General features: G+C 44.9%; 13 protein-coding genes. 9 read left to right on the forward strand and 4 right to left on the reverse strand.

Annotated features, from left to right (window positions below; genetic code table 11):
- Positions 1–30 precede the first annotated feature (30 nt).
- From ABFC84_01745 to ABFC84_01765, 5 genes are all read left to right on the forward strand, one after another.
- Complete coding sequence (locus ABFC84_01745) at positions 31–1,263, forward strand: HDOD domain-containing protein (protein ID MEN6411469.1); 1,233 nt, start codon at positions 31–33, stop codon at positions 1,261–1,263.
- Positions 1,264–1,396: 133 nt separating this feature from the next.
- Positions 1,397–1,777: a desulfoferrodoxin gene (locus tag ABFC84_01750; protein ID MEN6411470.1), complete on the forward strand. Its 381-nt coding sequence runs from the start codon at positions 1,397–1,399 to the stop codon at positions 1,775–1,777.
- Positions 1,778–1,797: 20 nt separating this feature from the next.
- Entirely contained in the window at positions 1,798–2,334 is a 537-nt protein-coding gene (gene rbr, locus ABFC84_01755) for a rubrerythrin (protein MEN6411471.1), read from the forward strand.
- A gap of 195 nt (positions 2,335–2,529) precedes the next feature.
- On the forward strand, positions 2,530–3,117 hold the full coding sequence (locus ABFC84_01760) for an HDIG domain-containing metalloprotein (GenBank protein MEN6411472.1): 588 nt from the start codon (positions 2,530–2,532) through the stop codon (positions 3,115–3,117).
- Positions 3,118–3,221: 104 nt separating this feature from the next.
- Positions 3,222–3,377 carry a hypothetical protein gene (locus tag ABFC84_01765; GenBank protein MEN6411473.1) on the forward strand — a complete coding sequence of 52 codons (156 nt, stop codon included), beginning with the start codon at positions 3,222–3,224 and terminating at the stop codon, positions 3,375–3,377.
- A 115-nt stretch (positions 3,378–3,492) separates the two neighbouring features.
- On the opposite strand, the gene ABFC84_01770 is transcribed toward ABFC84_01765, so the two are convergent.
- The 4 genes from ABFC84_01770 to ABFC84_01785 form a co-directional block, all read right to left on the reverse strand.
- Positions 3,493–4,173, reverse strand: a complete 681-nt coding sequence (locus ABFC84_01770) for a hypothetical protein (protein ID MEN6411474.1) — start codon at positions 4,171–4,173, stop codon at positions 3,493–3,495.
- 261 nt (positions 4,174–4,434) lie between these two features.
- On the reverse strand, positions 4,435–5,730 hold the full coding sequence (locus tag ABFC84_01775) for a CapA family protein (GenBank protein MEN6411475.1): 1,296 nt from the start codon (positions 5,728–5,730) through the stop codon (positions 4,435–4,437).
- Between the two features lie 32 nt (positions 5,731–5,762).
- Positions 5,763–7,151, reverse strand: a complete 1,389-nt coding sequence (locus ABFC84_01780; protein MEN6411476.1) for a dihydroorotase family protein — start codon at positions 7,149–7,151, stop codon at positions 5,763–5,765.
- 6 nt (positions 7,152–7,157) lie between these two features.
- A complete protein-coding gene (locus ABFC84_01785; GenBank protein MEN6411477.1) occupies positions 7,158–7,958 on the reverse strand; it encodes an IclR family transcriptional regulator in 801 nt (266 codons plus the stop codon).
- A 161-nt stretch (positions 7,959–8,119) separates the two neighbouring features.
- Here ABFC84_01785 and ABFC84_01790 point away from each other — a divergent pair, with 161 nt between their 5' ends.
- Genes ABFC84_01790 through ABFC84_01805 form a run of 4 tightly spaced genes read left to right on the forward strand, consistent with a single transcriptional unit; the run spans position 8,120 to position 13,387 of the window.
- Positions 8,120–10,264: an acetate--CoA ligase family protein gene (locus tag ABFC84_01790; GenBank protein ID MEN6411478.1), complete on the forward strand. Its 2,145-nt coding sequence runs from the start codon at positions 8,120–8,122 to the stop codon at positions 10,262–10,264.
- A 13-nt stretch (positions 10,265–10,277) separates the two neighbouring features.
- Entirely contained in the window at positions 10,278–12,080 is a 1,803-nt protein-coding gene (locus ABFC84_01795; protein MEN6411479.1) for a thiamine pyrophosphate-dependent enzyme, read from the forward strand.
- Positions 12,077–12,670 carry an indolepyruvate oxidoreductase subunit beta gene (locus tag ABFC84_01800; GenBank protein ID MEN6411480.1) on the forward strand — a complete coding sequence of 198 codons (594 nt, stop codon included), beginning with the start codon at positions 12,077–12,079 and terminating at the stop codon, positions 12,668–12,670. The genes ABFC84_01795 and ABFC84_01800 overlap by 4 nt, the downstream gene beginning before the upstream one ends.
- Positions 12,671–13,387 carry an aspartate/glutamate racemase family protein gene (locus ABFC84_01805; protein MEN6411481.1) on the forward strand — a complete coding sequence of 239 codons (717 nt, stop codon included), beginning with the start codon at positions 12,671–12,673 and terminating at the stop codon, positions 13,385–13,387.
- The last annotated feature ends 5 nt before the right edge of the window (positions 13,388–13,392 follow it).

The following is a 13,392-nucleotide window of genomic DNA, read 5'->3' on the forward strand; positions in this document are numbered from 1 at the left end:
TTAGCTAATCATCAATAAAAGGAGCGCGTTATGGAACAGCACGAAGAAGTGCATGTAGCCAGACAGCCTATTTTTGATCGAAGCCTGAATGTTTTTGGTTACGAGCTGCTGTTTCGCAGCAATTTTATCAATGCTTATGATGGCTTGGACGGCGATAAAGCTACTCATAGTGTCATTACTAACAGCTTTTTGCTAATCAGCCGGGAAACATTGACCAACGGCAAAAAAGCTTTTATTAATTTTACGGCAAATTCGATAAAGAATAATATTCCCTCTATGTTGCCCGAAAATTTGGTAGTTGTTGAAATTTTAGAAAATGTTATTCCAGATGAAGAAATTATCGCTGCTTGTAGAAAGCTAAAGCATAGCGGCTATATATTGGCTTTGGATGATTTTGTCTTTCAGCCAGAATACGAACCTCTGCTTGAATTGGCCGATATCATTAAAGTTGATTTTCGTATTACCCCGCCTAAAGAACGAGCTGAACTCATTCAGCGTCTGCAAAGCTATTCCGTAAAGTTACTGGCAGAGAAAGTAGAAACCTTTGATGAGTTCAAGGAAGCTCTGCAGATGGGTTATTCCTATTTCCAGGGTTATTTTTTTTGTAAACCGGTAGTGGTATCCGGTAAGACTCTGCCGGAATACAAAGCAAATTATCTCCAGATTTTAAAAGAACTCAATCAACCTCAGTTAGATTTCAGCCAACTGGAAGCCATTATAAAAAGAGATGTTTCTCTCTCCTATAAACTGCTGAAATTTATCAACTCAGCCCTCTTCGGCTTTAAAAACCCGATTCATTCCCTTAGACAAGCTTTAATCCTTTTAGGCCAAAAAGAGCTGACCAAATGGATGTCCCTAATCACATTAAACGGAATTGCCAATCATAAACCGGGAGAATTGATTTTAGAATCACTCATCCGGGCCCGGTTTGCCGAAATGCTGGCAGCAACCTTTCAGTTAAGGCAGCGGATGTCCGATGCATTTCTAATGGGCCTGCTTTCCCATATTGATGCTTTGCTGGACCGCCCGCTGCAGGAAATACTGGATGAACTCTCTCTGGATGAGGAAATTAAACAAGCCTTGCTTGCGAAAGGACACACTCCCTTTTCTCGGTTATATCAGTTGATTCTGGCTTATGAAAAAGGCGATTGGACCCTCTATACCGCTTATGCAAAGGAAATGCAAATGGATGAGCGAAAAATTTTGAACTCTTACCGGGAATCTCTGGTATGGGCCCACGACTTGATTATGTACAATGAATAAACTAACAATCATAGTTTGTAAAATTTTTGCAAGATATTTGTAGAATTTTCGCAAAATTTTCTTTTTGTCTATTTGTAATTATGCCTCCCTAATGGTAAAATATTACTAGATTATAAAAAGGGAGGCTGGCAGTATGAAGGGAAACGTCACTTTTTTCCGCTGCAGCATTTGCGGCAATCTTGTTGGACTAATCAAGCAGGGACGCGGACAACTTGTCTGTTGTGGAAAACCCATGGAAGAACTGGAAGCCAATACAACCGATGCAGCTGTTGAAAAGCATGTTCCTGTCGTTGAACGTAAGAATGGAAAACTGGTTGTCAAAGTTGGTTCCGTTACCCATCCCATGACACCGGAACACAGCATCGAATGGATCGCCGTCACCGATGGTCACAGCACCCAGCGAACATCCCTTTCTCCGTCGGACAAGCCTGAAGCCGTTTTCTGTGACAGGGAGAATGCCGAAATTTACGCTTATTGCAATCTTCACGGGCTTTGGAAAGCCGAGATCAATTAAAATAAGGACGTGATCAGTTTATGAGTATTAAAGGTACAAAAACCGAAGCCAACCTTTTGGCAGCCTTTGCCGGAGAATCACAAGCGCGAAATAAATATACCTATTATGCATCTCAGGCCCGAAAAGAAGGGCTTCAACAAATAGCCGACTTTTTTGAAGAGACTGCCGGCAATGAAAAAGAGCATGCCAAAATCTGGTTTAAACTGCTGCATGACGGTATGCCTGATACCGAAAAAAATCTGGTTGATGCCGCAGCGGGAGAGCATTACGAATGGACCGACATGTATGCCGGGTTTGCCAAAACCGCCAAAGAAGAAGGCTTTGATAAAATTGCCTTTCTTTTTCAAGCGGTAGCGGCCATTGAAAAAGAACATGAAGAAAGATACCAAAAGCTTTTTGACAATCTAAAAAGCGGTGCTGTCTTCAAACGGGAAGAAAAACAGATCTGGATCTGCGCCAATTGCGGCCATATTCACTACGGAACGGAGGCTCCGGAAAAATGCCCGGTTTGTGATCATCCCAAAGCGTTTTTTGAAATTAAGGCTGCCAACTATTAATCCCGGACATAATGCAAAGGCTCAACCTGGAGCAAATGCTGCAGGTTGAGCCTTTGCATTATTCCCAGCCGAATTGACAGTTTGTCGAAAAAAACATAAAATGAGTTCATGTAATTAATCCAATAAGAATACTATGTGTTTTGCTGCTGAAAAGCATGCGCTCATTTGCCGTATCAAAAGAAAGAAGGGATTTATATGCCGGACAAATCATATGACCGGGAAGCGGCATTTCAACTGCTGCAGGAATATGTAAAGGGCGAAAGTTTACTAAAACATTGTATAACCGTCGAAGCAGTCATGCGCCACTTTGCCGAATTATTCCATGAGGAAGATGTGGAAAAATGGACGATCATCGGTCTTCTCCACGATATTGATTTTGAAAAATATCCGGACCAGCATTGCCGCAAGACCCGGGAGATCCTAGCACCCCGGCACTGGCCGGAAGAATATATCCGGGCCATCGAAAGCCACGGCTACAAATTAGTAAATGACATAGAACCTGTTGCCACCATGGAAAAAGTCCTCTACACTGTGGACGAGCTAACCGGCCTGATCGCAGCCACAGCCATTCTGCGTCCCAGCCAGAGCTTGCTGGATTTGACAGTGAAGTCCGTAAAGAAAAAATGGAAACAAAAAAGCTTTGCCGTCGGCGTCAACCGGGAAATCATTGAATCCGGCGTGGAAATGCTGGGTATGCCTCTGGAGGACGTAATCAAAGAAACCATTGCGGGAATGAAACCCATTGCCGCGGAAATCGGGTTGAAAACTGAACTGCCCCTTTGATCTGTCCTCTGGGCTTTATCACTTTTAATCTATTACTAACATTCTCTTAACAATCCGGTTGGCAGCGCATGATACTATAAAAATAAAAAAGAGGGCGGAATGTTATGGATACGGAAGATGATATTTCACTGACCCCGGAAGAGTTAGCTGAATTGTTGGCAGATCTGCCTGATATTTTAACTTCTTTACAGGCTGAAAGACAAAATTTTGGCAACCGGCAGGCGATTGAACCAAATAAAAAAGGCAAAAAAGCATCTTAACCCAGAAAGCCCGCCCTGACCAGTGGATTCTCCCACTGATCAGGGCGGGCTTTCCGGTCTTGTTTTCTGTCTGATTCAGACTTAAGCCGCAATATATATAATTGTGGGGAATTTACTAAATAAGTTTTACATAGGAAATCAGCCAGTTGCCGTCCAATAAATTCTGAACGGTCACATCGAAATTATTGCCATTATGAACGACTCTTACAATCGATTGGGAACCCATTTGACTGAGCAAGCTGAATGTGTCTTCATTCGGATCAAAGCCTAGGATTTCCGCCGCTGCTATCACAATATCCACTGAATTGGCATCCGCGTAATATACCTGAATTTTATTCTGGCTGTCATTATACCATTCTATCCGCTGAGCAAAGGGATAACCCTGAGCCGCCCAGCGTTCGTGCTTGTACCGTTCATGGTCATAGTGGTGTCTTCCGTGATCGCGGTCTCCTTTATCCCACCGATCCTGGTCGTTCTGCCAGCCATCTCGATTGTCGCGCTGGTCAGGAGCAGGTACTTTATTATTATCTGAACTATCCTCTTGATCGGTGGCTGCCACAGGGTCAGTACCCGTAGTATCCGGCTCAGCAATCGGCTTCTTGATATCCTTATCGATCGGCGTCGTCGGATCGCCGGCTACGGAGGGAGACGGAGCCGGCGTCTCGGTTGCCGCCGCTTTGGCGACGGGGATACCATGCAAGGTGGTGCCTGCCATGATAGCCGCCCCCGCTAAGGCAGCCGCGTAACGCTTGTACTTGCGGCGAAGCATCATTTGTTTGCCTAATTTTTTTTCCATATCGTTCCTCCTTCCACACCTTCTATTGTTAGTATTTCAATCTTGTGTCGTTCTAATCCCACCGCCAAAAAGCACCGGGTTTGGAATTTTTTTGCGCGTGCAAGAAGCAAAATGAACGTCCCCTGTGCTTGAGGGCACCACCGTGAGGGCACCACCGTAAAGATGGATCTAGTTTAGGCGTGGTAGTACCCTCATACCTGACGTTTCTGTGGACTTATCCGACAAAATATTTTTTATCCATTTACATCGCTGTTTAACTGCTTAAATGTTTATAATGCCAAGTCCATCTTTTATATCCATAACTGTTCCGAATTCATTAGAAAGTCTCTGCAAGTCGTTAAGTATTCGCACTCCATCCTCGACAGAGGAAAGCTGGGGACGGCCTCTCCGTGAACGTCCAAATTCAAATCCAAGGGAAATTGGAGTCAGATTAATAGCCTTTATATTCCCTTGAAAAATATTAAAAGAAACGACTACTGATTCAAAAACTCGGCGATCTACAACTAGACCTTTGGTTTCATTTTCGCTTCTTGCATCGAATCCATCAGAGGGAGTATTAGTAGGACCTAAGTTATAGATATCGTAAAACTCCGTGGGTTGCTTTTCTACCGAATCGTTTTGGAAAATAAAATCTCCAAGGCTGTAAAAAATAGGACGGCTTTTGTATATCTCTATACCTCTCAAAATATGAGGCCCGTGTCCGAGGTAAGCATGGGCACCGCTATCTATACACATGTGGGCATACTCTCGCATGAAATCGGCAGTCCGATCTTTATCCATACCCTTCATTTCATGCCCGTGATGACTAACCAGCACCACATCGGCTTGGCGGGACGCTTCTGTAATCGATTGTCTGATTCGTTCCGCATCTTGCTCATTCATTCTTGTTTCTGTACCTGGTTCTCCAATTTCAAAATGGAGTGTACCGACGATAAACCCCGATTGTTTTTTTGCAAAACCTTCTTTTTCATCAAGCATCCGTTTTGCATTGATTTCAGTTTTGCCGATAATGCTTTTTAACCGTGCCAAATCTTCTTTTGTTACTTTGTGAATAGCATTATAGCGGAGGGCATTGACCCCGGGGCGACCCAGAACATCTGGTCTTTGGGCTCCGGCTCGATGCCAGTCGTTAGCGGTAGAAGTAGTACCGATTAACGCTACCCTGCCCTGTGGCGTATCGAGATAGCGAGGTTGACTGGCCTCGGCTAGATTTATGCCAGCGCCTGCATGAATACATTCGGCTTCTTCAAGATACTTTCGAGTGGACAGTAGTCCATTGTGGCACCAATCCAGCGTATGATTATTGGCCCATGCAAACATATTAAACCCAAGCCATTTTAAGTCAGATAAAACTTGCGGGCGGGCCGCCGACCAGGTACCGCCACTTGTGGCTGAAGGATAAACATCAAAATTATGTAGTAGTACTTCCAGATTTGTAAATCTTACATCATGTTTCATTAAATAATCCCTTAATTTTTGGAGATTTGGATCATTATGCGGCAGCCTCTGAGTAATAAATGAATCACCCGTTGCCACAATAGAGATTGTTTTATCCATACCGACGCCTCCCCATATGAGCTTTTATTGAACTATTTTAAAGGTTTTATTAGTTCTCCCGACGGAGCAGTGTGAATAATAGAGCCGTTACTCACTATCTGAATTCCCCTTAAAAACGTAGCTACAGGCCAGCCGGTTATCATCTTTCCAGCAAAAGGTGTAAGCGGCTGTTTGCTGTGCAATTTGTCATTCGTAATTCGGGTAACCTTATTCATATCAACTAAAACGATGTCCGCATCGGCACCCGGTTGAAGATTTCCTTTTTTAGGAAATATATTATATAATTTGGCTGGGCTTTCTGAGAGCTTATCCACCACAAAGGGCAACGTAAGCCTGCCGTTACTCACTTCGTTAAGCATCATCGGCAGCATAACCTCGACACTGCATGACCCTGCCGGAACCGAAAATAAATCACCATTTTTCTCGGCAATAGAATGCGGTGCATGATCTGAACTGATCACTGATATAGAACCGTCCTTTAGACCAGCCCAAAGCGCCTGCTGGTCTTTTTTTTGTCTAACCGGCGGATAAACTTTCATAGCTTGCCCAACTTGGTCATAGTCTTCATTCGTTAAAAATAGATAATGCGGACAAGTTTCAGCGGTCAGGGGCAAGCCTTGAGCCTTAGCATTTCTAACGAGGTTTACTCCTTCTGCCGTTGATAGATGCAGAATATGCAGCCTCACGTGTGTTGCTTTACAAAAAGCTATCGCCGTCTGCAGCGTAAGCACTTCTGATAAATTGGGTCTAGCCTCAAGTAGTGCCGAGTAGTCACGTCTTCCGCTGCTTAGTACCCGGTTGGTCATCAATTGAATTAACTCAATATTTTCGGCATGTATGGCAAAAATCAAATTGGTTTTGCTCGCATGTTCAAATAGTTCAAACACCTCGCCATCGTCTAGAGGAGGACTGCAATCAGGCATTCCCGGTTTGTAATTTCCTATCAGCTGTAAGGTTTTATTATTGATTCCGTAACCCCAAAAAAACTTTAAGGCAATAGCTCCGGCGGCTGCCAGACCTTGTAAATCATTGTTATTGATCGGACCTAGGCACAATCCCCAGAAGGCATAATCGCTATATGCCTTAGATTTGAAAGCAGCGGCTTTAGCAGTAAATTCCTCAGCTTTAACAAGCGGCGGATTCGTATTGGGCATATCGAAAACTGTTGTTGTTCCTCCTATAATCGCGGCAGCTGTTCCATGGCTAAAGTCTTCCTTATGCGTTAATCCTGGTTCGCGAAAATGGCAATGACTATCAACACATCCGGGCAATACGTACAGACCGGATGCATCAAAAGTTTTTGCGGCTTTGTGGACCGATTCTGTAACACTGGCTATCTGACCATTTTGAATATAAAGGTTCGTTTTTACAATTTTGTCGCTACTTACCAATCGTCCGTTTTTAATTAATAAGTCGTACAATCTAACTCATCCCCTAGCATTATTTTTATTCTTATAGCCAAATTCAGCTGACAGTTCAGTTGCTGCCGCTTTTACAATTTCAGACAGAACGGCTATTCGTTCGGGGGTAATGCGAATAATCGGGCCGGATATGCCAATTGCCGCTATCACCTTACTGTCATTATCTAGAATTGGTGCGGCGAGGCAGCAACCCCCAAGCTCCGTTTCTTCATACTCTACAGCAAAGCCTTGTTCACGAACGTGGCTAATAACCTCTAAAAGAACGTTCAAATCAGTAATTGTTTTTTCAGTATTGGCAGTAAGTTTGTAGCCGGACATCGTTTTTAAAATTACCGCCGGAGTTAAGCCGCTAAGCAGAACCTTGCCGACTGCTGTTGAATGCAGATCAACTGTCGCACCGATTGGAGGAAAAGAACGGATCATGTTATAGCTTGCTACCTGATCAATATAAACGGCTTTATATCCGTCACGAATAGCAATTGAAGCCGTTTCACCTGTATCGCTGACCAGTTGTTCGAGATACGAGCGAAACGTTTCGGGACGCCATATTTGACCCAGGGCGATGTTACCTAACCGGATGAGCCCCGTGCCAAGTGAGAAGCGTCGGGTGGTTGGGTTTTGTCTAACCAGTCCGCGTTTTTGCATTGTTGATAACAGTCGAGATGCTGTACTTTTGGTGAGTCCGGTTTTTTTAGAAAGTTCGGCCAGATCAACATCCCGTGGTACTTCACTTAGTTCCAGAAGTAGAGTAATTGCCCGGTCAACCGACTGAATCACCTGAGATTCTTGAGAGTTATTTAAAACCATAGATTTTTACTCCTTATATAAAAATGTCGAAAAATAAAATAATGTATACAAAAGAATTACACCTTGACACTTTTGCTCTAATCATCTTACAATTATATTATACAACGGCGTTCCATAATATGCAATAAGTTTTTTTAAAAAAAGTAATCTATTTATAGGAGGTGAATATCATTATCAATCCGACGAAAAATCTATCTTCTTTGCTGCAGCCGCGGTCAATCGCTGTAGTAGGTGCGTCTGACAGTATCGGTGCTGGGCGAAATGTAATCGAAAATTTGAAAATGCTTGGGTTTACCGGAAAAATTTATCCCGTAAACCCCAAACGCCAAGTTGTATTGGGTTATAAGTGTTATCCGTCAATTAATGCTATTCCTGATGAAGTGGACTGTGCCGCAATTACTATTGGGGCCGGTCAAATTATCCCCGTATTAGAACAATGCGGCAGCAAGGGTATAAAAGGTGCTTGGGCCTTTGCCAGCGGTTTTGCCGAAACAGGTGAAACCGGGAAAGAACTGCAGATAAAACTAAAAGAAACCTGCGATAAATATAATATCGCATTTTGCGGTCCGAACTGTGTAGGCTTTGCTAATATGAACGATCATGTGGCAACCTATAGCGCACCATTAAATCCGAACCTAATAAGCGGTAAAATCGGGGTAATTGTCCAGAGTGGGGCCATATGCATCGCGCTAACGGACGCAAATCGCGACATAGGATTTAGCAAAATCATTTCCAGCGGTAATGAAGCGGTACTGGACTTAACCGATTACATAAGCTACCTGCTTGAGGACAGTAATACAGAGGTAATTACCGCTTTTGTCGAAGGCTTTCGCAGGCCTGAACGGCTTGCGGAGGTTGCCAGCCGGGCTCTTGAACTTAATAAACCCATTATCGTGTTAAAGGTTGGCCGTTCAGTTATGGCTCAGCGCTCAACAGCCGCTCATACCGGAGCTCTGACCGGCTCTGACAAGGTTCAAGATGCTTTCTTCAAACAGCATGGCATAATCAGAGTAGATGATCTGGATGAATTACTTGAAACGGCTGAACTATTTCTAAAAAGTAAAGCCTCTCTCCCGGCAGGTGATCGAATTGGTATGATTACTGTTTCGGGTGGTGAAATCGGTCTCATTGGTGATGTCGCCGCTGAGATGAAACTTTCGTTTCCACCGCTGACAACGGCCGGATATAGTGCCTTGAAGAAGGTTCTGCCGCCGTTCACCAATGTAGGCAATCCATTAGATGCCTGGGGCAGTGGCGATTTGCGAGAATGCTATCCGCGCTGTATGGAGATAATGGCGCAAGAGCCGGACTTTGACATTCTCGCGGTTTCGCTGGATGCCACGGCCAGTTTAGCGGCTAATCAAGGGGAACAGTACGCGGATGTGGCTCGCGCGGCCGTCAAAGTCAAACGGACCGTCGGTAAAGAGATTATCGCCTTTTCCAACATCGCGGGCGGAACTGACACAAAGGTAAAAGAGATACTCGACAGTGCATCAATTCCTTTCTTACAGGGGACACGCGAATCGCTGAAAGCCGTTAAACGCTTTGTTGAATACAGCAAAGTGAGGCATGCCAAGCATAACTCTTCTATTAACGGCTTTTCGCCTCCCTTTGAGCAGACGGCAAGACTGATTGAAGGAAAAACGGGCTTTTTATCAGAGTATGATGCTAAGGCACTGCTTGAAACTTATGGTATTGCAAGGCCAAAAGAGTTAATTGCCCGTACTGAAGCTCAAGCCGTCAACCACGCCGATGAAATTGGTTATCCGCTAGTTATGAAAATTAACTCTGCTGATATAGCCCATAAGACGGAAGCGGGCGGGGTAATACTGGGGGTTGCCGATGAAGCTGGTGTGAGGACGGCATATCGCACAATCTTAACGAATGCCAAGCGTTATAACCCTAAGGCTGTGCTGGATGGAGTGCTTATCGGCGAGATGATCAGCGGTGCGGTAGCCGAATTTATTGTCGGCGTAAATACTGACAAAAACTTCGGCCCGGTTGTCGCCTGCGGAATGGGCGGTGTATTAGTTGAAATATTTAAAGATGCCGCACTTCGGCTGCCGCCGTTAACTAATGATTCCGCTGCCGCGATGCTGAATGAGATTAAGAGTTCGGCTCTGTTAAAAGGCTTTCGGGGACGGCCGGAAGGCGATGTCGAGGCTCTTGTGCGAGCTTTGGTACAAATAGGAAGGCTTGCCGTTGATTGGAAAGACCATATTTGCGCTATCGACATTAATCCTTTATTTGTTTTGCCAAAGGGAAAAGGTGTAATGGCAGTGGATTCAATTATTGAATTGAGGTGAGGGGATTATGGAAATGAGAAAAGTGCTTTATAGCGGCAATGAAGCGATTGCCCGGGGTGCATATGAGGCCGGCGTCAGAGTGGCAGTCGGTTATCCGGGAACGCCGAGTTCGGAAATTCTCGAAAATATCGCCAAGTTGTACAAAGAAGATATTTATGCTGAATGGTCGGCAAATGAAAAGGTAGCAATGGATGTTGCTGCCGGAGCCGCATATTCCGGAGTCAGAACCATCGTTACCACGAAACAGGTAGGCATGAATGTATTGTCTGATTCTTTGTTTTATCTTGTTTACACAGGCATTGAGGCTGGCGTGGTTGTTGTAACTGCGGATGATCCGGGAATGTTCAGTTCACAAAATGAGCAAGACAACAGGTGGTATGCCCGGATTGGAAAAATACCGATGCTAGAGCCTTGTGACAGCCAAGAGTCGAAGGATATGGTCGCATTGGGCATGGAGCTTAGTGAGAAGTTCAATACACCGGTAATTCTTCGTACGGGGATGCGTATCTCCCATTCAAAATCAATTGTTAACTTAGGAGAGCGGGAGAAAAATATAAAAAGCGCTAAGGAATTCCCCCGTGATATTAAAAAATATAACTGCAATTGCATATATTCCCGGGAAAAGCGCCAGGTAATTGCTAAGAGATTAAAAGACTTGGCTCAGTGGGCTGAAACAGCCGCGATTAACAGCATTACCTGGGGTGATCGAAAACTTGGCATAATTTCGAGCGGCATTGTTTCCGAATATGCGCGGGAAGTATTCCCGAATGCTTCTATTTTAAAATTAGGAATGGTTTATCCGCTGCCTGAGAAAAAAATTCGCGATTTTGCCCGGCAAGTCGATGAGGTTGTTGTCATTGAGGAACTAGATCCTTTCTTGGAAGAACAAATTAAAGCTATGGGTATTTCTGTAAGAGGCAAGGATATCTTTTTAGCTTATGACGAACTTTTACCGTCTACCTTGCGTGAACAAGCTGTTGCGGCCAAACTGCTGCCGGCGGAAGAGCTTCCGAAGCAGCCGAATTTTGATATTGGTGAGCTGCCTTCGCGGAATGCCGTATTCTGCCAAGGCTGTCCTCATCGTTCTACCTTTTATCTGTTAAGCAAGTTAAAAGTCCCCGTTACCGGCGATATAGGCTGCTACAATCTTGGCTGCCTGCCGCCGTTCAATGCTCAGCATACGATGGGTTCAATGGGCGCATCCATTGGCCAGCTTCACGGCGTATCGGCCGCCGGAGGACCGGAACGGGCTGTTTGCACAATCGGGGACTCAACCTTCTTCCATGCCGGATTGCCGGCATTAGCTAATATGGTTCATAATAACATGCGAGGAGTTATTATTATTCTCGACAATGAAACTACTGCTATGACCGGGCATCAGGATCATCCCGGTATGGATAAGACGCTCATGGGTAAGCCGACAGCCAAAATTGACATCGAAAACCTTTGTTTGGCAATGGGTGTAAAAAAGGTTAAAAAAGTCAATGCCTTTCATGTTAAAGAGGTTGAAGCAAGCTTAAAAGAATGCTTGGCCTGGAACGATGGACCGGCTGTTCTTATTCCGACCGGCGAGTGCATTTTTGTCGCCCGTAATCCCAAGCAAGCTTACGCTGTAGATGCGAATAAGTGCATTGCCTGCGGAAATTGTACCAAAGCGGGTTGTCCGGCTATTATTCGTATAGATGAAATCAATCCTAAGACCGGGAAGCGGAAAATGGGCATAAATTCGGTGATTTGCAACGGATGCAGTGTGTGCTCACAGATTTGTCCAACTGGTGCCATCTATCAGACAGGGCGAAAGGAGGCCGCAGAATGAAAAACATTAACTTTTTAGTATCAGGTGTTGGTGGTCAAGGTACCGTTGTTGCCAGTGATATTCTGGCAGCGGTTGGCATGGAAGCCGGCTATGAGGCCAAAAAATCAGATGTGCTAGGATTAGCAATGAGAGGCGGAAGCGTTACATCACATATTCGCTGGAGTCAAGGAACGGTACATGCTCCTATGGTCGGGTTAGGTGAAATAAATTATATGGTGGCTTTTGAATTGCTGGAGGCATTGCGGCGCTTGCCCTTTATGAACCCGGAAGGAACTATTATTGTAAATACACAACAGCTTCCGCCGGTATCGGTTACTTCCGGTCAGACTAATTACCCAAGTCAAACGGAAATAATCACCACACTTAAGAAGCATGTAAAAACAGTGTACGAGATAGATGCTCTGTCGACAGCTCTAAAGCTTAAAAATTCTAAGACGGTAAATGTTGTTATTATGGGAGCTGCTTCGGCGTTGTTCGATATTCCGACAGATATTTGGGAAAAAGTAATTGCGGGTACGGTTCGGCCTAAACATGTTGAGCTCAACATTGCTGCCTTCAGAGAGGGACGCAAACTTATGGAGGTGGGCTAAATGAGGATTATGGTTATTAATCCTAACACTTCGACGGCCATGACTGATAATATCCGGCATACCCTGACAGCTGTCAAGAGCCCCGACACCGAGCTTACCGTTACTTGTCCTAAGTTCGGTCCAATTACAATTGAAACAGCCTATGATGAAGCGTGGGCTACAGTCTATATGCTTGATTTGGTAAAGCAGGCCAATGATGAGGGATACGACGCGATTCTTCTTGCTTGTTTCGCTGATCCGGGATTGGTAGCGGCAAGGGAAGTATCACGAATTCCAGTAATCGGTATTGCCGAAGCCACAATGCACATGGCGTGCATGCTGGGCGCCAAATTTACACTCATAGCCCCTCGCAAGGAAAGGGTCGCTTCCAAATATGAACATGTGTCCCGAGTTGGCGTCGAAAGCAAATTGGCTTCCGTGCGTAGCCTTAATATGACTGTGGCTCAGACTGAAGCAGACCCTGAACGTACTAAAGCCCGCGCCTTTGAACTAGCGCAGCAAGCGGCCGAGGAAGACGGAGCGGAAGTAATCATTCTTGGCTGCGCCGGTATGGCCGGTTATGCTAAAGAAATCGAAGACAAGCTTGGCATTGTGGTGCTTGAGCCTTCGGCCGTAGGGCTAAAGATTGCGGAGGCGACGGCAAGCCTTGGACTTAAACACTCCAAACGCGCTTATTATTCTATTCCGCCAAAAAAAGAATTTAAGGGTAAAGATTAGGGGGG

It is taken from the genome of Veillonellales bacterium, assembly GCA_039680175.1.
Taxonomy (GTDB): Bacteria; Bacillota; Negativicutes; order JAAYSF01; family JAAYSF01; genus JBDKTO01.